23 protein-coding genes and 1 other annotated feature are annotated in these 21,723 nt (G+C 40.3%); of the genes, 3 read left to right on the plus strand and 20 right to left on the minus strand.

Going from position 1 to position 21,723, the window contains the following annotated elements:
- Positions 1-18: 18 nt before the first annotated feature.
- The 3 genes from FAY30_RS13180 to FAY30_RS13190 all read right to left on the minus strand — a co-directional run bounded on the left by FAY30_RS13180 (position 19) and on the right by FAY30_RS13190 (position 3,986).
- Positions 19-933: a hypothetical protein gene (locus FAY30_RS13180; RefSeq protein ID WP_149870308.1), complete on the minus strand. Its 915-nt coding sequence runs from the start codon at positions 931-933 to the stop codon at positions 19-21.
- Positions 934-1,089: 156 nt separating this feature from the next.
- A complete protein-coding gene (gene pepF, locus FAY30_RS13185; RefSeq protein ID WP_149870309.1) occupies positions 1,090-2,877 on the minus strand; it encodes an oligoendopeptidase F in 1,788 nt (595 codons plus the stop codon).
- A 149-nt stretch (positions 2,878-3,026) separates the two neighbouring features.
- Positions 3,027-3,986 carry an oxygen-dependent tRNA uridine(34) hydroxylase TrhO gene (locus FAY30_RS13190; protein WP_149870310.1) on the minus strand — a complete coding sequence of 320 codons (960 nt, stop codon included), beginning with the start codon at positions 3,984-3,986 and terminating at the stop codon, positions 3,027-3,029.
- Between the two features lie 190 nt (positions 3,987-4,176).
- Between FAY30_RS13190 and FAY30_RS13195 the strand changes: the two genes are divergently transcribed.
- On the plus strand, positions 4,177-5,337 hold the full coding sequence (locus tag FAY30_RS13195) for a glycosyl hydrolase family 18 protein (RefSeq protein WP_149870311.1): 1,161 nt from the start codon (positions 4,177-4,179) through the stop codon (positions 5,335-5,337).
- Positions 5,338-5,380: 43 nt separating this feature from the next.
- On the opposite strand, the gene FAY30_RS13200 is transcribed toward FAY30_RS13195, so the two are convergent.
- Complete coding sequence (locus FAY30_RS13200) at positions 5,381-6,484, minus strand: metallophosphoesterase (protein ID WP_149870312.1); 1,104 nt, start codon at positions 6,482-6,484, stop codon at positions 5,381-5,383.
- A 205-nt stretch (positions 6,485-6,689) separates the two neighbouring features.
- On the opposite strand from FAY30_RS13200, the gene FAY30_RS13205 reads away from it, so the two are divergent.
- On the plus strand, positions 6,690-7,076 hold the full coding sequence (locus FAY30_RS13205) for a hypothetical protein (protein WP_149870313.1): 387 nt from the start codon (positions 6,690-6,692) through the stop codon (positions 7,074-7,076).
- Between the two features lie 56 nt (positions 7,077-7,132).
- Here the strand turns inward: FAY30_RS13205 and FAY30_RS13210 are convergent, their stop codons facing one another.
- From FAY30_RS13210 to FAY30_RS13220, 3 genes are all read right to left on the minus strand, one after another.
- Positions 7,133-7,918: an alpha/beta fold hydrolase gene (locus tag FAY30_RS13210; protein WP_149870314.1), complete on the minus strand. Its 786-nt coding sequence runs from the start codon at positions 7,916-7,918 to the stop codon at positions 7,133-7,135.
- Positions 7,919-8,007: 89 nt separating this feature from the next.
- Entirely contained in the window at positions 8,008-8,256 is a 249-nt protein-coding gene (locus tag FAY30_RS13215) for a hypothetical protein (RefSeq protein WP_149870315.1), read from the minus strand.
- A gap of 78 nt (positions 8,257-8,334) precedes the next feature.
- The gene (locus FAY30_RS13220; RefSeq protein ID WP_149870316.1) at positions 8,335-8,604 is read right to left on the minus strand and encodes a DUF1292 domain-containing protein; all 270 of its coding nucleotides are present in this window, start codon (positions 8,602-8,604) and stop codon (positions 8,335-8,337) included.
- Positions 8,605-8,746: 142 nt separating this feature from the next.
- Here FAY30_RS13220 and FAY30_RS13225 point away from each other — a divergent pair, with 142 nt between their 5' ends.
- Positions 8,747-9,043, plus strand: coding sequence for a hypothetical protein (locus FAY30_RS13225; protein WP_149870317.1), 297 nt, complete (start codon positions 8,747-8,749; stop codon positions 9,041-9,043).
- Between the two features lie 51 nt (positions 9,044-9,094).
- On the opposite strand, the gene FAY30_RS13230 is transcribed toward FAY30_RS13225, so the two are convergent.
- The 13 genes from FAY30_RS13230 to FAY30_RS13290 all read right to left on the minus strand — a co-directional run bounded on the left by FAY30_RS13230 (position 9,095) and on the right by FAY30_RS13290 (position 21,717).
- Positions 9,095-10,468, minus strand: a complete 1,374-nt coding sequence (locus FAY30_RS13230) for a nucleoside recognition domain-containing protein (protein WP_149870318.1) — start codon at positions 10,466-10,468, stop codon at positions 9,095-9,097.
- Complete coding sequence (locus FAY30_RS13235) at positions 10,465-11,160, minus strand: FeoB small GTPase domain-containing protein (protein ID WP_149870319.1); 696 nt, start codon at positions 11,158-11,160, stop codon at positions 10,465-10,467. The genes FAY30_RS13230 and FAY30_RS13235 overlap by 4 nt, the downstream gene beginning before the upstream one ends.
- Positions 11,150-11,404, minus strand: coding sequence for a FeoA family protein (locus FAY30_RS13240; RefSeq protein WP_149870320.1), 255 nt, complete (start codon positions 11,402-11,404; stop codon positions 11,150-11,152). The genes FAY30_RS13235 and FAY30_RS13240 overlap by 11 nt, the downstream gene beginning before the upstream one ends.
- A 232-nt stretch (positions 11,405-11,636) precedes the next feature.
- Positions 11,637-13,913, minus strand: coding sequence for an ATP-dependent DNA helicase (locus tag FAY30_RS13245; protein ID WP_149870321.1), 2,277 nt, complete (start codon positions 13,911-13,913; stop codon positions 11,637-11,639).
- A 95-nt stretch (positions 13,914-14,008) separates the two neighbouring features.
- Positions 14,009-15,250 carry a glutamate-5-semialdehyde dehydrogenase gene (locus FAY30_RS13250; RefSeq protein WP_149870322.1) on the minus strand — a complete coding sequence of 414 codons (1,242 nt, stop codon included), beginning with the start codon at positions 15,248-15,250 and terminating at the stop codon, positions 14,009-14,011.
- An 8-nt stretch (positions 15,251-15,258) separates the two neighbouring features.
- A complete protein-coding gene (proB, locus tag FAY30_RS13255; RefSeq protein WP_149870323.1) occupies positions 15,259-16,371 on the minus strand; it encodes a glutamate 5-kinase in 1,113 nt (370 codons plus the stop codon).
- 52 nt (positions 16,372-16,423) lie between these two features.
- Positions 16,424-16,641 (minus strand) — a binding site (T-box leader).
- Positions 16,642-16,749: 108 nt separating this feature from the next.
- On the minus strand, positions 16,750-17,361 hold the full coding sequence (gene wrbA, locus FAY30_RS13260; protein WP_149870324.1) for an NAD(P)H:quinone oxidoreductase: 612 nt from the start codon (positions 17,359-17,361) through the stop codon (positions 16,750-16,752).
- Between the two features lie 108 nt (positions 17,362-17,469).
- Positions 17,470-19,716: an AAA domain-containing protein gene (locus tag FAY30_RS13265; RefSeq protein ID WP_149870325.1), complete on the minus strand. Its 2,247-nt coding sequence runs from the start codon at positions 19,714-19,716 to the stop codon at positions 17,470-17,472.
- 127 nt (positions 19,717-19,843) lie between these two features.
- A complete protein-coding gene (locus FAY30_RS13270; RefSeq protein ID WP_149870326.1) occupies positions 19,844-20,044 on the minus strand; it encodes a helix-turn-helix domain-containing protein in 201 nt (66 codons plus the stop codon).
- A gap of 28 nt (positions 20,045-20,072) precedes the next feature.
- The gene (gene deoC / locus FAY30_RS13275; RefSeq protein ID WP_223821003.1) at positions 20,073-20,720 is read right to left on the minus strand and encodes a deoxyribose-phosphate aldolase; all 648 of its coding nucleotides are present in this window, start codon (positions 20,718-20,720) and stop codon (positions 20,073-20,075) included.
- A 170-nt stretch (positions 20,721-20,890) separates the two neighbouring features.
- The gene (locus FAY30_RS13280; RefSeq protein WP_149870327.1) at positions 20,891-21,154 is read right to left on the minus strand and encodes a EutN/CcmL family microcompartment protein; all 264 of its coding nucleotides are present in this window, start codon (positions 21,152-21,154) and stop codon (positions 20,891-20,893) included.
- Positions 21,154-21,429 (minus strand): BMC domain-containing protein, encoded by a 276-nt coding sequence (locus FAY30_RS13285; protein ID WP_149870328.1) that lies wholly within the window; start codon positions 21,427-21,429, stop codon positions 21,154-21,156. Before FAY30_RS13285 ends, FAY30_RS13280 begins: the two co-directional genes overlap by 1 nt.
- On the minus strand, positions 21,430-21,717 hold the full coding sequence (locus FAY30_RS13290; RefSeq protein ID WP_149870329.1) for a EutN/CcmL family microcompartment protein: 288 nt from the start codon (positions 21,715-21,717) through the stop codon (positions 21,430-21,432). It lies immediately after the preceding gene.
- Positions 21,718-21,723 lie beyond the last annotated feature (6 nt).

Raw genomic sequence — 21,723 nt, forward strand, 5'->3', positions numbered from 1 at the left:
CTAACATAATAGGTTATTTTAAATAGTTTTAAAGTCTTCAATTAATTCTTTTAAATCATCTGCATCATGTCTTGTTTTTAAATCAAGATACATCACCCCATAGCCAACTGAGAAAATCATCGTTGTAAACAGTGTGGCCATATTAGAAATCATCGTTAATAACACACTGTTTCCTAAAAAAGCACCAAAGGTCATCTGAACGACAGCCCCAATAATGGAAACGATAATATAGAACACAATATATAGTCCCATCAATACCCAAGTTCTATTTTTTGATAGTCTCCAGCTTCTTGTAAATCCAGGAGATGTCTTATCAAGTACAACCGAGCCAAAATAAAAACTCCAGCGGGTTAATAATAGGCCAATCCCAATCGCGCCAGCAAAAAATAACAAGATCCCGAATAAAATGAGGAAAATCATGTTACCATCTGAAGCTGAAACACCGAATGAGAAAACTACCATCAAAATGGGGAGCACAATGATGGCAATTGCGATGAGCCCAAACAAAATACTGCTTCCCAACATAGGCCAAAAGCGTGAAAAGGCTTGTTTAATCACGTATCCAACTGAAAACTCTTCATTGTTCCTAATATGATGAAGCGCAAACAGGATTGCCGCCTCTGCAACCGGGAATAGAATCACACTTAATAGACCGACAACGATTAAACTAATGTCCATACCTAAACCACCGGAATCAATTGCACCGGTTTCTTCAAATCCCGAAAGGATTTGTTCAAACCAATTATCCCCTGGGCCTACCTGTCTAAAAAAGCTGATACCTGAGGCATATTGAATAATCGCCTGCAACAAATAGACAGGCCCCATAAAAATGATCAAGATCACGAAGAATTCTTTAAAATGATTTTTACTTAAACTAAATGTGTGATCCAATATTTCACCGAATCCTTTTGGTTTTTTAAACTTTTCGTTCAATGTGTACTTCCCCCTTGAATGTCAAAAATGGTTATTATTACCGTTAATTTTATCATTCTTCAGATATATATGGGACAGAAAATTGTAAAAAGCAGAAATATAGCCTAATCCCCGTGTTTTTTTATAGTTGCGCCGGGGTTAGGCTTAGATATCTCTTTATAATTTCGAAAACTCTTCCACAAGTTCAGTAAATTTTTTTAATGAGTTTTCAATTGGCAATGGAGTTGTTAAATCAACACCAGTCTTTTTTAATAAGTCAAGCGGATAGTCAGAGCTGCCGCTTTTTAAGAATTCCAAATAGGTTTGCAGTGTATTCTCATCGCCTTCAAGGATCTTGGTTGCCAAATGGATCGCGGAAGCAAAACCTGTTGCGTATTTATACACATAAAATGGTCGATAAAAATGTGGGATTCTTGACCAGCCGTATTTCACCTCTTCATCAAAAACAATTGCATCTCCGTTATAATCCCGAAATAGGTTTTCATATGTTTGATTAAACACTTCAACATTTAATGGCCTTCCGGCTTCCGCCATTTCATGGGTTTTCATCTCAAACTCGGCAAACATGACCTGCGTGAAAAACGTCCCTTTAAATTGATCGATGAAATGGTTCAATAAATGCTGCCGAATATCCGGATCCTTCTCGTTGTTTAATAAATAGTTAATCAAGAGCACCTCGTTAACTGTAGAAGCGACCTCAGCGACAAAAATACTGTAGCGGGCTGTTATTTGCGGTTGATGCAACGAACTTAACCGGCTGTGAACACCATGGCCGCATTCATGTACAAGGGTAAATAAACTATCTAAATCGTCCTGGTGATTAAGGAGGATATATGGATGAACACCGTACACACCCAGATTATAAGCGCCTGAACGTTTTCCCGGTGTCTCACGGACATCAATATAGCGTGAGTCCTTAAACTCCCTTAAGATGTTGATATATTCCTCCCCTAAAGGTGCCAGGGCATTACACATCGTCTCATAAGCTTCCTCATATGAAATCACTTGTTTGACGCCGCTGACAAGCGGGACACTCATATCATATTGACGAAGCTCCTCAAGTTCTAACTTTTGTTTACGAATCCTCGTGTATTGATGGAGCGGTGCAATATTATTTCGCGTTGTTTGGATTAGATTTTCATAAACCTCTTTAGGCACTTTATCTCCAAATAAGGCTTTTTCCAGTGCGGAAGGATAGTTGCGGATCCGAGCCATTGTCACATTATTTTTAATCGCTGCTGAAAGTGTGGAGGCAATTGAGTTTTTTAATTGCACATAAGGTTGATAGTACGCTTTATAGGCTTCCCGGCGCTTCTCACGATCTTCGTCCTCAATTAACTTCGCATACATTCCGCGGGTTAGTTCCACCCGTTCACCGTTTTCGCTGGTAATTTCACCAAACTTTATATCTGCGTTATTGATCATCCCAAACGTATTACCCGGAACCGACAAGGTCTCGCCTAATTGCGAGAGAAGTTCTTCTTGTTCTTTGCTTAGCACATGTGTCTTGTAGCGAAACGACTCCCAGATGTCCTCGGCAAAGTAATCTAATTGAGTCTCTGCATTGAGGAAGCCTTTTAATGTTTCTTCATCCAGTCCTAATAAATACGGCATGAAAAAGGAGGTCGCTGCGCTCACTTTTACACTTAGCTGTTTTGCCCGGTCTAACAGAGCTTGCGCCTCTGTCTCCCTCGTATTTTCATCTACCATCAACATCGCATAGGCGTACACCTTATTAAAATGAAAAGATAGCTCTTCCCGTTGTGTCAGATATTGATATAGCGAATGACCATCATGAATTTCACCATCAAATTTTTTAAGCTTAGCTGCTATTTCTTCAATCAGCCGATAATCTTCCTCCCATTTATTGATATTTGTATAGATATCTGCCAAGTTCCATTTTTCATTCGTTGGCACTTCGTTTCTGCTTGTATAGGTTGTCATTTTATGCTCCTTTCGGATGAATCATAAGATTTAAATAATAGCCTTCAAAAGTATATTCCATATGTATCATTGTTTTCCTTTTTTATGTAGGAATTTTAATTGTTCATCAATAATAAAGGCAGGTCAACCGAATGACCTGCCTCAAGTTTTTATAGGGCTGCTTCTTTCTCAATTGCCATTAATCTTTCAGTTACTTCTTCCTCACTCAGGCCGTGCGCTAAAACATAGCGGTTGCGCGGGTGAACCCTGCACTCATGGGAACAGCTGCGTAAATGTTTATGTTCATTTTCCTCTGAGCAAAGGATCTTCTTATTACATTCCGGGTTGGCACAATTCACATAGCGTTCACATGGCTCACCGCTGAAATAATCTTTTCCAACGATGACATGCTCTTTTTGATTCACCGGAACACTTATGCGCTCATCAAACACATAAAGCTGTCCATCCCATAACTCCCCTTGTACTTCAGGGTCTTTCCCATATGTGACAATTCCGCCATCAAGCTGTGATACGTCTTCAAAGCCCTCTTTAAGCAGCCAGCCGGAAAATTTTTCGCAACGGATTCCACCGGTACAATAGGTAAGAATCTTCTTACCTTCAAATTCCTGTTTATTTTCACGGATCCATTGTGGCAGGTCCCGGAAATTTAAAATGTCTGGACGAACGGCTCCGCGAAAATGGCCTAAATCATATTCATAATCATTGCGGGCATCAATAACAACAGTATCTTCATTTTGCATTTGCTCGAAAAATTCCTTCGGCTTCAAATGCTTTCCTGTGAGTGTATTCGGATCGACATCATCTTCCAAACGCAATGTAACCAATTCAGACCTGTAACGCACCTTCATTTTTTTGAATGCGTGCTCAGTTGCTTCATCTATTTTAAAAATAGTTCCTGCAAATAGTGGATGCTCGTCCATGTACTTCATATAGGCATCAGTTTGTTCAATCGTGCCCGACACCGTCCCATTGATTCCTTCTGCGGCAATGATAATCCGACCCATTAAGCCTAAATCCGTACAGAATTGACGATGTTCATTCGCTGTTTCCTCGGGATTCTCTATTGACACATATTTATAATACAGTAATACTCTAAACTCTTGTTTCATATTAACCACCTTACATTATATAAAAATGTACTTATTTTTAACATTAGCCTATTAACTATATCAAAAATCAGCAGTGGTTTTCAAATGAATGAATTTCCTATATTCGCTTAGGTGAATATTACCAGCTAAGTTTCATTCATTTTTCTGATACAATTTTTATATGTGAAAAAACTAAGGAGGAATAAATCCTATGAAGAAACGCACTGTCCTCCTAACACTGGTAATTGCGATTGCCTTCATTGGAGGAATTTTAACAGGAGTTTTATTTTCCGCTAATACATCAAATGATAGAACAGTTATTACAAAAGAATCACCAAAATCAGCCATTAAGCCACAAACAAAAATAGTACCAAAAGTGGAAAAAGCACAGTCCAAAGTGCTCATTGGTTATGTTCAAGATTTCCGCGACCCAAATGTTGTGGATTACGCAAAATTAACACATGTCATTTTCTCTTTCGCTCATCCAACTAAAGATGGGGCAATTTTGCTAAATGGTGATGCTTCATTAAAAAATTTAAGGACAGTCGTTAAAAACGCTGAAAAATATGATACTAAGGTAATGCTTGCAGTAGGCGGCTGGTTTCATATCAATGGCGGCGAATCTTATGAGTATTTTAAAACTGCTATATCAAATCCTGAATCTCGATCAAAGCTAGTTAATGAGCTTACAAGTATCGCAGACAGCGAGCATCTTGACGGGATTGATATCGATTTTGAGCATCCCCGTTCGAAAGCGGATGCCGCAAATCTTGCTACTTTTACAAAAGAATTAAGCACACAACTACATTCAAAAAATAAAGAATTATCTATAGCAGTTTATTCAAAAATTCATGCCGTTACGTTAACGGAAATTGGCTTCGTCATTTATGAGCCGTCAATGTTTCAGGATGTTGATCATGTCAATATTATGGCCTATGACGGGCAATGGGATGATGGCTACCATGCTGCTAATCTTTCACCCTATCCGTTTACTGAGAAAATTGTAAACTATTGGGCGGATTTGTTTGAGAAAAATAACCTGCCTAAAGAAAAATTGGTGTTGGGTGTGCCGTTTTATGCCCAGCCGGAAGATCCAAAAGTAAAACAGGTGTCTTACGCAGCTATCATTAACCAAGATCCAGCTAATGCCGCAAAAGACACAGTTAGTATGAACGGCACAACCTACTATTACAATGGCGGTTCCACAATGAAAAAGAAAACAACCTTGGCACTAGATCACGGCTTCGGAGGGATGATGATCTGGGAAGTTGGGCTCGATTCTCAAGGATCGACCAGTTTAACAGGAACTATTTCTCATGTATTAAAGGACTCAAATTCGGAGCCGATCAAATATTATTCCGTGAAAAAATAATAGTGAAAAAAGCTGTACTAAAGTAGTACAGCTTTTTGAATTGTTAGTCATTCTGTTTAAATGTAACTTTTATTTGGACAATTTCCGAGCGGCTGCCGATTCGAATTGGTGTCCCCCAAAAGCCATATCCCGAAGAAACAATGGATTGAAGCTGACCGCGTTTAAGATATCCCCAATCATTTTCATAAATCTTCTTAGTAATCATGTTCATCGGAGCGATTTGGCCGCGATGGGTATGTCCCGACACCATCAGGTCAACGCCATTGTTCTCGGCAATTTCTAAATCATACGGCTGGTGCTCAAGTAAAATCACCGGTTTCGTTATTTCCGCTTGCTTCATTAAATCAACCAGTTTGGCTCGGACAACATCTTGATATCCTCTATCTTTCCTGCCGATTAGAGTAATTCCATTATCCAACTCCACTGTTTGATCGTCCAGAACATTCATGCCGCTATTCGTAAATACTTTTACCAAATCCGCACTTTGATCGCGATCATGATTACCAAATGATGCATATACCGGAGCATTTATTTGTTTTAATATTTGTGGAATTCCTTTGTCGAGATACGGTTTCACATCATCATCGATTATATCCCCTGGGAATAATACCAGGTCAGGATGCAGGGAATTGATTTCTTTAACAAGGTTTTTGGCATGGTTGGCACCAGACAGGACACCAAAATGCATATCAGACGCCATTACAATGTTCAGCGATTGTTTTCCTTCAACCCACTTCGGGATGTTGACTGTATATGTTCGAACAACTGGGCTGTACGCATTGAAAATGCCAAAAACTAGTAAGCAGCAAATGGCGATACCAGTAGCGAAACCTGACCATTTCATTACATTTCTTTTCGAAAAGCGGGTAAATCTCGATAAAAAAACCAATAGATTCACAATCGGAAGTAAAAACAGCGAAAAATAAAAGATTCCCAGCCAAATGGCTCCAACCCATGTAATAATTTGAAATGCCTCTAACCAGCGCCCAAGCATAAATGAATAGGCGAAAAATATGAGAAGGACCCAATATATATACTTCGTTGACCGCTTATTTCCCCATATTGTCTGAATCCATTTCCACCCATTCCAGCCGATATAAAATAAAAGTAAATTGTATATCACAAAAACAACGATGAAAAAACCCATCCTATGAACCCCTCTACCTAGAATACTTACTTTTATTAGAACGTATTTACAGAAAAATCACAACTATTTGGTGCCTGACATCAAGTTCGACACAATTCTGTAATAAATATTGGTAGTTTTCTAAAATATTTCCAAGATTTTTGAAGGAGTTTGTCGAAATATAGAGAATGAAATAAGGGAGATTTTAAAATAAGGAGGAATTTGCTTGAAGAAATTATTAACCGTTTTATGTGGCATTTTGGTTGCTTTATCATTATTCGTGACAACTGGGAATACGGCGAAAGCGGCAGTTACTGTTCAATCAGATGAACTCTCAGGTGAATGTGGATGTGTTGTTGAACCTATCCTAGGATCTGAAAGAAATAAAATTGCTGCGAATTTAATCAGCAGTGAAGCCTTTAAAACAGTGAAAAAGAATCTTAAAAAAGATGGATTAAAATGGACAGATGCTAATTCATTAGAAGTAATACATAATATTTCACACAACATAGTAATGGTTGGTGTCCCTTTTGAAAACAAGCATGGTGATGTATTTATGGCAGTATTTTTTGATGGAACTTTTATGGGTGTATCGCCTGCAGATGAACACTAAAACAAAAATTCCCGACCTGTCGATTGGTTGGGAATTTTTGTTGTTTTATTTTGAAACTAAATACTTGATAGGTATTTCTTCATTTCAGAAATTAGTTCCTCATCGTTTTCATACATACTCATATGTCCGGACTCTTTTATTACCACTTGCTTGATGTTCTCCCTGCTAACCGAAAAGGTTTTTTCTGCTGGAATAATCTGATCCTGTTCTCCGGCGATTAATAATACCGGCAAGGCAGTGGACTCCAATACATTATTCCGATCAGGCCGATTCTTCATTGCTGTTAATGCACTAATGGCCCCCTTCGGTGATGTTGCGTACCCAATTTCTTTGGCTGTTTTTACATAATCCTGCTCAACGTTTTCGGGTGAAAACAGCTTCGGAATCAATCCATCAATGAGAGAATTCATTCCCTCATGTTGTACCTTTTCTACATTCGCCACTCTGCCCTTTTTCGCCTCTTCCGAATCGGGAAACGCAGTGGAATGGACAAGCGAGAATCCATTTAAATGGTCACTATATTTTTCAGCGAAGGCGAGTGTAATATAGCCCCCTAATGAATGGCCAAACATTGTAACCTTTTGAATATTTAATTGAACTAATAATTCCTTAAGAATGTCCGCATAATCCTCAATCGAAAAAATTTCTTTATCAATACTAGAATTTCCATGCCCTGGAAGGTCTGGGGCAATCACGCGGCAATTGGTTGATAGTTTTTGAATGACGTTTTCCCAATAACCCGAACTACCGCAAAAACCGTGGAGCAAAATGATTGCATCCCCTTCGCCCTCATCAACAAACGCAATGGTCGCATCTGGTAATGTTATTCTTTTTGTTATCATCATTAATCACTCCTCACTTTGTAGGTACCCATTAATATAGAAAAAAATCATAAAAAAGCATTACCTCATTTCGAAGCAATGCATTTTGGTTATCCAATTTGTTCCTCATTGATATCATTGGTTATTAAGGAGCGTTTAGTTGGGATTAGCGTTAAATTCGATCTTTTAAATAAATAATCAAAGTGTTCAACTGGCATTGAACCATGGCCCTTGCTGTCACCAAGAATAAATTGGACAGTAACCCCATTATTGCTTTTCACCGTCATCGTTTCGGCTGAATTGAAAAATTCTTTAGCTGACTGTGAAATTTGGTATTTGGTTCCTTCTTCAATTAACATGAGTGTTCTCCTTTGTAGATATTCTCCATGTTAGTATTCCAAAACCAAATTTATTCATACATAATTTTTCCAATCGAATTATTCTTCTTCATCCATCATTTCATCAAATGCAGCAGAAACCTTATCAAATTCCTCATCGCTTTCTATGGCGGAGAAATCCCCATCCTCATCAACCTTTAAAAAGAAAATATCAATATCGTCATCCGTTTCTTGTTTCACGTCTTCGGCAAAACCGACAGCAACATAATCTATTCCTTCAATCGTCATGACCCCTAGTACTTCTACTTCTTGCTCCTCATTACTCTCGTCACTTATCGTAAAGATTTCTCCTACTTCAATTTTACTCATAATTAATTCTCCCTTCATAAAAAGCATTCTTCAAACAGTATTTCTATAAAAAATAAAATTTAACCTGTCAAATTCGTTTGATTACTAATCCCTTAATAATTATATATAATGAAATTTATAAAAGATACTAAGGAGAACCGCTATGAATCAAAAAGAACTAGAACGAAAGATTATTCAACACTATCAAGGAGAAGAGAAAATGATGATTCTCGTATTTGCACAATGGTGTGTAAATCATGACCTTGATCCACAAAACCTTTATGCAGCTGCCTATCCAAATCAATCATCTAACCCTGCCCTGCATGAGGCAATGGAGCTGACAGTTTCTAAAGAGGAAGCGGGGGAAATTACGGACGAAACATTGCTAGGTGTTTTATCATTGTTCGGCAATGATGATCTAGCTTTTGTTGTAACAGAAGAAATTCGCAAAATGAAATAAATAAACAAAACACCCGTTTTTCTGATGAGTTAGAAAAACGGGTGTCTTTTTTTATAGGATACCAAGCAATCTCACTGTTTGCGTAATAATAAGGGGAACGAGGATGGCAATCACTGTCGGAATAAGAAAGGCCAGGAACGTCCACTTTTTACTCTTCGTTTCCTTATAAATATTCAGCAATGTCGTTCCGCACGGATAATGGAGAAGTGAAAACAACATCATATTTAATGCTGTGAGCCATGTCCAACCGTGATCTAGGAAAATTTTCTTTAAATCTACCAGACTGTTAACCTCTGTTAAAGACCCTGTTGACAAATAGCCCATTAAAAGGATCGGCAGGACAATTTCATTTGCCGGCAGCCCAAGAATAAACGCCATCATGATGTACCCATCAAGACCAAGAAGTTTACCAAACGGGTCTAAAAATTCCACCGCATACATCAAAATACTAATATCGCCGATGTAAATATTTGCAAACACCCAGGTGAGAATGGCTGCAGGTGCAGCTACTTTAACCGCCCTGACTAATACGGACCATGATTTTGTTAATGATGAGCGGATCACTGTATCAAAAAACTTAGGTTTCCGGTATGGCGGCAGTTCTAACGTATAATGGGTAGGAATTCCTTTTAAAGCTGTTTTTGATAATACCCAGGAGACAAAAAACGTAACAATGATTCCAAAGAGAACAATGCCAACAATCACACTTGTGGTAACAAGGGACTTTAGCCCCCCGGTAAAATTGGCTGCCATAAAAAGGGATGCTAACACAATTAATGTTCCCCAGCGTCCATTACATGGAACAAAATTGTTTGTAAGAATGGCGAGCATCCGCTCCCTAGGTGATTCGATAATCCGTGTGGAAATAACGGCGGCGGCATTACAGCCAAATCCCATGGCCATCGTCAACGACTGTTTCCCATGTGCCCCAACCCTTTTAAACAATCGATCCATATTAAAGGCCACTCGAGGTAAATAACCATAATTTTCAAGCAAGGCGAAAGAGGGGAAGAAAATTGCCATTGGCGGCAGCATCACACTGATCACCCAGGTCGTTCCACGGTATAAACCGAGTACAAGCATTCCATGAAGCCAATCCGGTGCATGGAGGAAAGCAAAAAACGTGGTTAAGTATCCTTCAATAAAACCAAAAAACTCAGCTAGCATCGATGAGGGAATATTTGCTCCAGCAATGGTTAAATAAAATAATACACCTAGCAAGACAATCATAATCGGAAAACCGAATATCGGTGAAGTAAATATCGCATCCAGTTTTTCTGTACGAGTATCCCTTTTTGAATTAGTATAAGAAATTCCTTCGCGGCATAATGTATGGCTCCTGTCGTATAGATGTTCCACAATGTCATCTCGCAGCTTAGACGTTGACAAACTTTGTGCCTCAACATAAAGCTCTTGAATACTCATTCCCAAACCTCCTCACGAATCAGTCGTTTGCTAATTTCATTGAGTAATGTCGAATCACCATCTAGTAATCTTAAAGAAACCCAGCGCGAAGAAATTTGATTTCCCACCACTTCAATCACCTTAGGTTCAATTTGTCGTATTTTTTCTTCGATTTCTTCAGGATACTTCAACTGAACCGGATTACATTCAATTGCCCCTGTTACAATCCGGTCAATGGTATCGAGAAGCATCGGGAATCCCTTCTTATTTCTGGCAGAAATTTTAATGACTGGCACCCCTAATCGATTGGTCAACAATCGTTCATTAATACGAATGCCCTGATGTTCGGCGACATCGATTAAATTAATGCAAACCACAACATTTTTGGTCATCTCTAACACCTGGAGCGCCAAATTGAAGTTCCGCTCCAATGAGGTGGCATCCAGCACAACAAGTGTCACATCCGGTTTTTCAAAAACAATATAGTTTCTCGCCACTTCTTCGTCCGTTGAATTTGAAAAAAGCGAATAGGTGCCGGGTAAATCGATTAGATGAAAGGTTTTCTCTTTAAATGCTAAACTGCCCTTCGCAAGGGAAACCGTCTTTCCAGCCCAGTTTCCTGTATGCTGCCTAAGTCCGGTGAGGGCATTGAACAACGTACTTTTACCGGTATTCGGATTCCCCGCTAAGGCAATTCGGTACTCATTCCCCATCAGATACCAGCTCCCCTTCAATTCTAGAACTCTCTTCTTTCCGGAGAGCAATGGTTGTTTGACTGACCCGAAAGGCAATTGGGTCACCCAATGGACTTTTACGGACAACCTCCACCATTGCTCCCTTTACAAATCCCAAATCTAATAATCTTCTTCTCATTACCCCATCTAAATGCAGGGACTTGATTTTTATCAAATTTCCCTTCTCCCCATTAACCAATTGAATTATTTTAGGTTTATCCATCTCTCTTTCCCCTTCCCGAAAATCTTTCCCGAGTGCAACTTTTATTCAATTATATGAGATAGTTGCAACTATTGCCACCTTTTTATAAAAAATAAGCTGCCCTCTTTTTAAAGGCAGCTTAAATTAATCAGATATTATGTCAAAACCTCGCGCAAGACAATACCGAGTGAGATGTCGATGAACATTGAAGTTAATGTACCGAGAAAGAAATACTCCACCCAATCCCAATCAATCAAATGAGTGTAAACTGCTTCCATTCTTGAGGCAAGAGCATTTGATACTGCTCTTGTAAAAAACGGTCGTCAACAAGGACAATTGTCCCATGATCTGTTTCCGAGCGAATCAATCGTCCGCCCGCCTGTAACACCTTATTCATGCCTGGATACACATAGGCATAATCATACCCATTTTTGCCCTGATGGTTAAAATGATCCTTTATTAAGTCTCGTTCAAAACAAAGCTGTGGCAATCCTACACCCACGACCACCACTCCATTTAAACGATCACCGATTAAATCGACACCCTCGGAAAAAATCCCGCCAAGCACGGCAAATCCAAGCAAGGTCTCGTTCTGCTCAGGCTTAAAGGCTGCTATAAACTCTTCCCGTTCTGCTTCCGACATCCCCGTCGTTTGAATTAATGTTCGGGTTTCCTTATTTACTTCCTTGAATTGCTCATAAACAGATAGCAAATATTGATAGGAGGGGAAGAAAATCAAGTAATTTCCTGGCCTTTTTTTAGTTAATGCTTGCATAATCGAAACAATCGGGCTCTTAGTCCGTTCCCGATCCCTGAAACGAGTCGATAATGGCTTGATAAAAACATCGACTTGTTCTTTTGAGAACGGCGAAGGGATGGATAGTAGATAATCCTCTTTCTCCCCGCCAAGGATATCTTGATAATAGGGTAACGGTGAAAGCGTGGCGGAAAAATACACCTTAGTACTATACCCTTTCCCCATTTGTTTAAGGAGTTTCGATGGATCTATGCAAAACAGTTTGACAATCACGTCATTTTTATTTTTTTCTCCGTAGATAACGTAATGTTCATCGAGAAGTTCAACGATTTTCAAAAAGTTATTTACCATGAAATACGCTTCCAATAGATTTTGTGAAGCATCTGTCCGAAGGCATTGCTCCGTATCCTTAATAAATTGACGGAGTTGCTCTAAAAAAGACTCATCTAGGTGGGTTAAGATAAACTCATTATTCTTGCCATATATCTTTTTTATCGAAATAAACGAGGCATTTAATTTACTAGCCGCCTCAAAGATTACCTTATTGACGCCTTTAAAGTCTTTTTTCAGTTGGAGAAACGTTTCTTTATGTAAAGAAGCTGAGAACATCTCCCGGCCGCGATCAACTAAATTATGTGCCTCGTCCACCAATAAAATGCTTGCCTTCTTTTGCACCTCGAACAACCGCTTTAATGACACCCTTGGGTCAAAAATATAATTGTAATCACAAATGATCGCATCAACCGTATATGCAAGGTCAAGCGAAAATTCAAAAGGGCAAACTGTATACTTACGGGCATAGGATTCGATAACCTCGCGGGTCATAGCCGTTTCATTTGTTAAAATGTCGAGAACGGCATCATTAATCCGGTCATAATAGCCATCTGCAAACTCGCAGTAATCCTTTTGGCATTTCGTTTCTTCCTTAAAACATACCTTATCCTTCGCCGTAATTGTGACGGCATTTAGATGAAGGCCACAGGAACGCATCTTGGAAAATGCCTCCTCAGCAGTCGTTCGGGTAATCGTCTTGGCAGTTAGATAGAACATCCGATTCAGCTGTCCTTCTCCCATTGCCTTAACGGCTGGAAAAAGGGTAGAAATGGTCTTGCCAATTCCTGTCGGCGCTTTGGCGAATAGATTTTTTCCATCTATAATAGATTTATAAACGCCCCCAGCTAATTTTCGCTGCCCGGCTCGATAGGTTTCAAAAGGGAAAGCCAGAGCTTTACAGCTTTCATTTCGTTTATTCCGGTGCTCTCGCTGCAGCTTGGCATATGGGGCGTAGCCTTCAACCACATTAAAAACAAATAACTCTAATTCTGAGAAAGTATACTTCTTGTTAAAATATTGTTTAGCTTCCGTCTCGATATGGACATAGGTTAACTGTACGCTGATTTCCGGCAGCGCATGATCTTTTGCATATATATAGGCATACACGTTCGCTTGAGCCCAGTGTACAGGGAAACCTTCTCCCGTCATTTGGTCAAGCGGCATGGTGATAGACTTAATTTCATCGATTGTGACGTTCCCGTCATGAAATAACAGACCATCACATCTGCCGTCAATAATAAATGTGAGGCCATCATAGGCAATTTCCGTTTTAAGAAAAACCTCTTTTTGATCACCATCACGATAGGTTTTCTGGATCTTTTGGTGAATCCTTGTTCCATCTGCCAGTGTCGACTGAGTACGGAAACGGGCATCAATACTGCCGCTGTTATATACGTGTTCAACGAGAGATCGAACGGATATATGAATTTTATCTGCCATGAGAACACCTGCTAACTTAAGGGGAATGTACGTTTGTATATACAGTATAACAGAAACCAAAAAAATAGGCGCCATTTCAGCGCCTAAAACAAATTTTATGAGCGGATTTGCCCCGTTCCCTGGACAATTGCTTTCGAAGTCGTCAATGCTTTTAGTCCCATTGGACCGCGGGCATGCAGTTTTTGCGTGCTGATGCCAATTTCAGCACCGTAACCGAACTGTTCCCCATCCGTAAACCGTGTCGAAGCATTATGATAAAGGACCGCCGCATCTACTGCCTTGAAAAATAAACTAACATTTTCTTGATTTTCGGTAATGATTGCTTCAGAATGCTTTGTACCAAATTCATCAATATGTTCAATCGCTTCTGTCACATCGTTCACGAGTTTCACCGCAAGAATCGGGGCTAAAAATTCAGATTGCCAGTCTTCTTCAGATGCTGGTTTAACAATCGAATAGCTAGAAACCAGCTCTTCACTTCCGCGAAGTTCAACCCCATTTTCATGAAGGGCATGCAGGAGCTCTGAAATATAGGGCCATTCTTCATGAATCAGTAACGTTTCGGCAGCATTGCAGACCGATGGGCGATGTAGTTTTGCATTTATCGCAATTTCGATCCCCATATTTTGTTTAGCTGTTGCATCTATAAACACATGACAGTTGCCAACACCTGTTTCTAATACGGGTACAGTAGCATTTTGAACGACTGTTTGAATGAGACCCGCACCACCGCGTGGAATTAGTACATCCAAGTATTCATTTAGTTTAAACATCTCTGCTGCAGTTTCACGGCTCGTATCCTCCAAAAGCTGCACCGCATCCTCCGGGATGGCCGTCCCTGCCAGTGCCCCGCGCATAACATGAACAAGTGCTTTATTGGAGTGAATGGCTGAAGAACTGCCACGTAAAAGTACGGCATTTCCTGCCTTTAAACATAAGCTTCCGGCATCAACCGTTACATTTGGCCGTGCTTCGTATACCATCCCAATTACTCCAAGCGGCACCCGAACGGTTTCAATTTGCAGCCCGTTTGGCCGTTCCCACGCCTCGATGGTTTCACCAACTGGATCTTCTAACTGAATTAATTGACGAACGCCATCAACAATTTGTTCGATTCTTTCTTCAGTTAACAGTAATCGATCTAAAAGAGACGACGACAGACCATTTTCTTTCCCCGCCGCAATATCCTTTGAATTCTCGCTTATTATCCATTCTTTTTCGGTTAATAAATGGTCAGCCATTTTCGCTAACGCCTCATTTTTCTCAACAGCTGACAGCATCCCCATCTGTTTTGCAGCCTTTTTTAATTTTCTTGCCTTTTCTATTAATTCACTCATTCCTAAGTTCACTCCTTTGACACAGCGACCCAATTATCACGATGAATCACTTCTGCCTTTTTATTTATGGAATACACCTTTGACTGTTCACTTGGTAATCCTTTTACCTTTAGCAAATCATTGGAGGAATAATAAATTTGTCCTTTTCCAACCGTTTTCCCTTTTTGATTTCTGACTGCCACGACATCCAGAGCATTAAATTCACCTATTACATTGGTGACCCCTACCGGGAGTAAGCTTTTCCCATGGAAAAGAATTGCTTTTTCTGCCCCATCATCGATTTCGATCACGCCGCCGACTTGAGAATGATAGGCAATCCATTGCTTCCTCATTTGCATTTGTGTCTGGAATGGACCGCCGATATAGGTTCCATCCCCTTTTCCAGCCAATATATCAACCAGCTTTTCTTTTCCGGTTCCAGTTCCAACGAAGACGCTGACACCAAGAGATAATGCTTTTTTCGCTGCAGCTAATTTCGACTTCATACCGCCGGTTCCAACGGATGAGCCGCTATCACCGGCAACTGCAAGCAGGTCTTCTGAAACCTCTGGGATGAAATTGAATTTCTTTGCCTCTCTGGAAATTTTCGGGTTGCCATCATATAGTCCATTAATATCCGTTAAAATAATCAAAGCGTTGGCATGTAAAAAACCACTCACAAGGGCTGATAGCAGGTCATTATCCCCGAAGGTTAATTCCTCAATCGACACCGAATCATTTTCATTTATTATCGGTAAAATGCCTCGTTGCAGCAGTTCATGGATCGTCGAGAACAGGTTTTGAAACCGGGTTTGACTGTAAAAATCTTCACGGGTTAATAAAATCTGCGCGGGTACCATCTCAAATTTTTTGAACAGCTGAATATAATGCTGCATTAACAGGCCTTGACCGACAGCAGCCGCCGCTTGTTTTCCTGCTGTACTTTTTGGCCGCGCCGGATACCCTAAAGAGCCAAATCCTGCCGCAACAGCCCCGGATGAAATCAGAATGACCTCATGCCCTTCGGCTTTTAAATAAGCGAGTGCCTCCACATGATCACGGATTTTCTCCTCGGAAATCGTCCCCGAAGCATTTGTAAGCGAACTGCTACCAATTTTTACAACCACAAGCTGTTTTTTCATAATCTGTTCGAACCTTTCTAATTAAAAATAAAAAAACGATTCCTCTGTCCTAAAAAAGGACGGAAAAATCGTTTCCGCGGTACCACCTTCATTGACGCAAGCATCACGCCCGCGTCCCACTTGAGCCCGTAACGAGGGAAAACGGCTTATGTTTGCATAAGCAGCATTTAAGGGCAGGTTCAATCATCTTTCTGTGAGAAACCTTCCAGCCTAAGGGTTTCACTCTCTAACACATTCCAATCATTTACTAGTCCCTTACCGTTAACAATTTCTTAATTTCCTTTGATTATCCATAGAAAACTAGAAAAAGTCAATAGAATTTTTAGAAAATTCAACAATGAAAAAGCCAATTGGTGATGTCCAATCAGCTCTTCTCTCTTATTGATTCGCCTTTTTTACCCATTCAGCAATAGTTACGGTCCGTTTTGCCTGGTGTTTTACCGTTGCCTGTACATCTTCAATCATTTTCCCGTCCTGACCTACGGTAACACTTGTGCCGTATGGATTTCCTCCTGAACCGAAAATGACTGGATCCGTATAACCTGGTGCTGCCACAATCGCTCCCCAATGGTACATGGAGGTGTAGAGTGATAAAATTGTTGCTTCTTGACCGCCATGTGGATTTTGCGCCGATGACATCGCACTAACAACTTTATTCACAGTCTTGCCATTAAACCAAAGGCCGCCGCACGTATCGAGGAATTGCTTCATTTGTGCAGGCATGTTGCCGAATCGGGTAGGAACACTAAATATAATAGCATCAGCCCACTCTATATCCTCTAATTTCACTTCAGGCACATGTGCTGTTGCCTCTACATGTGCCTTCCAGCCCGGATTACCTTCAATTACAGATTGTGGTGCAAGCTCAGGCACCTTTAATATTTTTACTTCTGCACCAGCTTCTTTTCCACCTTCTGCAGCCCATTGAGATAGTTGATAATTCGTTCCACCCATACTGTAATAAATGACAGCTAATTTTACGTTGGTCATTTTCATTCTCCTTTAAGTAAAATATCTAAACCATAACGAACAAATTTATCATTCCCGTTTATTCTGTTTTAATTCAAAAAAAAGAGAGACCAAAAATTGGCCTCTGTGCTACTTTATTGGTAAAAATTGACTCAAAAAATATTCTGAAACCTTCTGGGAATCAAGCCTCACCGAAATAAATGGCGGTCTTACATCACTCGCTCCTTCAAACAGGTGTCCTAACCATATGACTCTATCATCAATGACGATAAATGGAAATGACAGCCCTTCGTTTTGCCATTGATCAGGTTGTATTTCTGTTATTTCTGCTTTAGAAATAACCATTAAACTTACTTGTTTCCCTCGATTGCGGAGTGTGTTTTTCCATTCACGCGACAGTGAGGCATGCGCTGGAATAGAAATAACAATCGATGACATGGCAGCCTCGATATCCTGAAAAACACTTTCTACCTTACGTGCATGCATCCATTGCAATCTTGGGTGCTGGTGTTGAATCCACCTGCCGATCTGTCCTATATCTACAGTTTGGCGGTGCCCCACTTGATGCTCCACAAGTTGTCTAAGTGTTTTTCCATTATATATATGCTTACGAATAAATGACTGATTACTTACATGAATGAACTTCCCTCTTGTCCTTGTAATCGCTACATTGATCAACCGTTCGCTATCCTTGCCTATTAATAACATTCCTGCACGAATCTGAGGCTCGCTGTCAACAGTGTCAAACACCATGACATCCCGTTCACTGCCTTGGAATCGATGAACAGTTGCCGCAATAATATCGGCTGTGGCACATTCGGCTGCATATAAATCAGCTAATAAAAGCTCCATTACATTTGCTTGAGCACGATAGGGGGTAACATACCCAATTGATCGCAGGCCATTCACGTATGATTCATGAATCAGTTGGAACGATAATAATGCCTGCCAAAAATTCATTCGTGAATGAGAAGAGCGCTCTGTTATACAATAGGCACCGGTAAAACTCGTATCCACCAGAACAGATGCTCTGTCAGGAAAAGGGGCTTTTTTGACAATCGTATTTCTGCTTGTACCAACACTTTCATGATCACCAACATGTGAATCATAGATGAATTGATTGGTAAATGCAGAAATATCGGGATGCATTCTCCGTTGTTCTTTTAATAACAATAAATGGGGATGGAGTTCACCGCGCTCAACCCACTTTACAATGCCTGCACGATGAAAAATATCCTCTTTTAACCACAACGTAACAAGAGAATCTCTAGAAGACGCGATTGGCGGCAATTGCTTAAAATCACCGCAGATGATTACACGTTTTCCGAGTGTAGCAGCGAAGGCAGCCTGAGGTACATAAGCCATACTCGCTTCATCTAGAATAACAACATCATATTCCTTTTCATAAATCGCAGGATCACTTGCGGCTTTTGCCAGTGTTGTCCCAACTACAAATGCATCCTTCACAAATTGAATTTCCTTTTGGCGAATCTTTTCAAGAATTTTGGCTATTCTCATTTCAAGTTCCAACAAATGATCGGTGTCCCTTTTACTAAAAGAACGGACTAGATCCTGCTTGAGATGTCGTCTTTCCTCTATTAATTTTTCTTTATCCTCAGCAAGATGCGGGTCAACCTTTTGGAGGAGCTGACTCGTGGTAATCGCTTCGTGGGCTGCGAGGAGTTCCCCAGTATTTAAACCATAGCGAAGGACATCCCCTTCTCGATAGCGTCCTTTCTTTTTTATAAAAGATGAAATTTCACTAATTAAGACATCAACGGCTTGATTACTATGTGATAAGATTAATACTCGTTTTTCTTGAAAATATTTATTTGCGGCTGCCCGGGCTAGTGTATAGGTTTTTCCCGTCCCAGGCGGTCCCCAAACAAAGGTAACAGGATTATATTTTGAGCGCAAAACTAATTCGTGTACATTACTTTTACTTTTTTCAGCCGGATGCTTCGCAGGCATCGAGGGGTCCATTAATTTTTTTACTCGCAAACGTTTCTGTTTGGTTTTTTTGATGTCATCCAATCGTTGGATCAGTTGTTCCAGCAGTTCCCATGGATCGTGAAATAAAAAGGCTTCTGAGATTAAATCTCCAAATGATTGCTCAAGGGCAATGATCACGCTTTTGCCTTCAGATGAGAGGACATGTCCGGTTTGCTTTAAACCACCCCATTCAAGGCGTATTGATGATCCTACAGGGATTCGTAATGAATAGGAGGTATCAAAATAATAGGTAAACGAATCATCACTCGATAATAATCTCCCATTAGAGACGATGAATTTGTTACTGCCGTACTTTTTTAAATAGGATATTTCATTTTGAAGGGCCTGCTGCCATTCTTTGATGTATGTTATTGTACTTGTCATGAATCTCTTCCTTTAATTTAAAAAATGCTCATCCTTGATCGATTTACTGTTTGTCCAATCATATCATTTAAGGAAAAAATGAAAAAGCACCCGTTTCAAATTAGAACGGATGCCTGGGTGGGACTATTTATATGGAAACGTCTCCAACTGAGAAGGTACAATTTAACACATCTGAAATTCTGGCCAAGGTTGATACCTGTACATCTAACTCGCCTTCTTCAATCGCTGCAATTGTTTCAGCATGCAGTCCTGAAAGGAAAGCAAGTGTTTCTATTTCCATTTCACGGTTTACTCTTATTTTCTTCAATTGATGTCCAATATTGTTCATTAGAAGCACCCCTCATATGGAATAAAAATTAATAACCGGTACCTTGTCCGCCCGTTATGATAGCAATACTTGAGCTTGCGCCAATTCTGGTCGCACCTGCTTGGATCAACTTTCTGGCAGTATCTAAATCTCGTACACAAGCAGATGCTTTCACGCCCATATCAGGACCGACCGCCTCGCGCATTAACTTGATGTCTTCAGGTGTCGCGCAGCCAGGACCAAAACCGGTTGAAGTTTTCACGAAATCGGCACCGGCCATTTTCGCTAAAATACAAGCCTTTTTCTTTTCTTCGATTTCAAGAAGGCCGGTTTCGATAATGACCTTAACAGGTGCGTGGCCTTTGGCTGCTAAAACAACCCCTTCAATGTCTTTTTTCACGGTGTCAAAGTCACCGGATTTAAGTGCACCAACATTTATGACCATATCGATTTCTGTTGCACCATTTGCAATTGCGTCACGTGTTTCAGCTGATTTCACAAACGTGCTTGTTGCTCCTAACGGAAAGCCGACAACCGTGGTAACACCTACGCCAGATCCTTCCAGTTCTTTAGCAGCAGTCTGTACCCAGTATGGATTCACACACACGGTTGCGAATTTATGTTCTTTTGCTTCTTCACAAAGCTTGATGATTTGCTCTTTAGATGCCTCTGGCTTTAAAAGTGTATGATCGATCATTCGAGCAACAGACGGGCCCGTGATAATGGCGGTCGCTGGTCCTTCTTTATACGTTACGTTTCCAGAAGGTTTAACCTCCTTCAACGCTTCCTTATTTGTTAATTGCTGCATGATTTGATTTGTAATTTGTTCTACTAATGCTTCAATTTGCACCCTTATTCACCTCACCCTTAATGTAGTCGATCAACGATTCCGGCAATGACGGCATCAAAAGAACCAGTTGGATCTTCTAAAATGTCCTTGGCCGATCCGCCTTCTTCCAAAACCAGTACATAATCACCAACTCCAGCCTGAAAGCGGTCAAAGGCAATCATGGCTTCACCGCATTCGTTCCCCTCTGCATCAACAGGGATCACAACCATTAGCTTTTTATTCTGATGACTCGGTGTTTTAATCGTTGATACGACATTCCCAACCACTTTTGCTAGTTTCATTATTTTACTGCAAGAAGAATTTTTTCGATATCAGTATGCGGTCTTGGGATTACATGGACAGATAAGAACTCGCCAACACGCTGTGCGGCATCGGCACCTGCTTCTGTTGCTGCCTTCACCGCACCAACATCACCTCGCACCATGACACAAACCAAACCTCCCCCAACATTCACTTTTCCAAGAAGGGTAACATTTGCTGCTTTTGTCATCGCATCTGCCGCTTCAATAGCTCCTACTAATCCTTTTGTTTCAATCATTCCTAATGCGTTGCTCATTTATTTTTCCTCCATTCGTTTAGTCACATTATAGTAATCGATAATTCCTAAAATCCCAGCGTCTGATGGGACTAAATCTTTATTAAGCGGTAGGGAAGACTCCCTGCTTTTGGCAAGATAAACGAGATCCCCTTGTCCTGATTGTCCTATCGTATCTATAGCCACAAGTGGTTTGCCTTTATCCTGTAACTGATCATCAACTGGTTGGACAATCAGAAGCTTTAACCCTATTAAATTTTCATTTTTATGGGTACAGACCATGTTTCCAATCACTTTGGCTACAAACATTTTTCT

This window comes from Bacillus sp. S3, assembly GCF_005154805.1.
Taxonomy (GTDB): Bacteria; Bacillota; Bacilli; order Bacillales; family Cytobacillaceae; genus Neobacillus.

Excerpts from the sequence above, each read along its gene's own strand:
- FAY30_RS13240 (WP_149870320.1), bottom strand. The coding sequence starts at position 11,404 with ATGGATAAACCTAAAATAATTCAATTGGTTAATGGGGAGAAGGGAAAT.
- wrbA (WP_149870324.1), bottom strand. The coding sequence starts at position 17,361 with ATGACCAACGTAAAATTAGCTGTCATTTATTACAGTATGGGTGGAACG.
- FAY30_RS13225 (WP_149870317.1), top strand. The coding sequence starts at position 8,747 with ATGAATCAAAAAGAACTAGAACGAAAGATTATTCAACACTATCAAGGA.
- FAY30_RS13230 (WP_149870318.1), bottom strand. The coding sequence starts at position 10,468 with ATGAGTATTCAAGAGCTTTATGTTGAGGCACAAAGTTTGTCAACGTCT.
- FAY30_RS13215 (WP_149870315.1), bottom strand. The coding sequence starts at position 8,256 with ATGTTAATTGAAGAAGGAACCAAATACCAAATTTCACAGTCAGCTAAA.
- FAY30_RS13250 (WP_149870322.1), bottom strand. The coding sequence starts at position 15,250 with ATGAGTGAATTAATAGAAAAGGCAAGAAAATTAAAAAAGGCTGCAAAA.
- FAY30_RS13235 (WP_149870319.1), bottom strand. The coding sequence starts at position 11,160 with ATGGGGAATGAGTACCGAATTGCCTTAGCGGGGAATCCGAATACCGGT.
- proB (WP_149870323.1), bottom strand. The coding sequence starts at position 16,371 with ATGAAAAAACAGCTTGTGGTTGTAAAAATTGGTAGCAGTTCGCTTACA.
- FAY30_RS13200 (WP_149870312.1), bottom strand. The coding sequence starts at position 6,484 with ATGGGTTTTTTCATCGTTGTTTTTGTGATATACAATTTACTTTTATTT.
- FAY30_RS13285 (WP_149870328.1), bottom strand. The coding sequence starts at position 21,429 with ATGAGCAACGCATTAGGAATGATTGAAACAAAAGGATTAGTAGGAGCT.
- deoC (WP_223821003.1), bottom strand. The coding sequence starts at position 20,720 with ATGATCGATCATACACTTTTAAAGCCAGAGGCATCTAAAGAGCAAATC.
- FAY30_RS13265 (WP_149870325.1), bottom strand. The coding sequence starts at position 19,716 with ATGACAAGTACAATAACATACATCAAAGAATGGCAGCAGGCCCTTCAA.
- FAY30_RS13220 (WP_149870316.1), bottom strand. The coding sequence starts at position 8,604 with ATGAGTAAAATTGAAGTAGGAGAAATCTTTACGATAAGTGACGAGAGT.
- FAY30_RS13210 (WP_149870314.1), bottom strand. The coding sequence starts at position 7,918 with ATGATAACAAAAAGAATAACATTACCAGATGCGACCATTGCGTTTGTT.
- FAY30_RS13190 (WP_149870310.1), bottom strand. The coding sequence starts at position 3,986 with ATGAAACAAGAGTTTAGAGTATTACTGTATTATAAATATGTGTCAATA.
- FAY30_RS13290 (WP_149870329.1), bottom strand. The coding sequence starts at position 21,717 with ATGTTTGTAGCCAAAGTGATTGGAAACATGGTCTGTACCCATAAAAAT.
- pepF (WP_149870309.1), bottom strand. The coding sequence starts at position 2,877 with ATGACAACCTATACAAGCAGAAACGAAGTGCCAACGAATGAAAAATGG.
- FAY30_RS13245 (WP_149870321.1), bottom strand. The coding sequence starts at position 13,913 with ATGGCAGATAAAATTCATATATCCGTTCGATCTCTCGTTGAACACGTA.
- FAY30_RS13280 (WP_149870327.1), bottom strand. The coding sequence starts at position 21,154 with ATGAAACTAGCAAAAGTGGTTGGGAATGTCGTATCAACGATTAAAACA.
- FAY30_RS13195 (WP_149870311.1), top strand. The coding sequence starts at position 4,177 with ATGAAGAAACGCACTGTCCTCCTAACACTGGTAATTGCGATTGCCTTC.
- FAY30_RS13270 (WP_149870326.1), bottom strand. The coding sequence starts at position 20,044 with ATGAACAATATTGGACATCAATTGAAGAAAATAAGAGTAAACCGTGAA.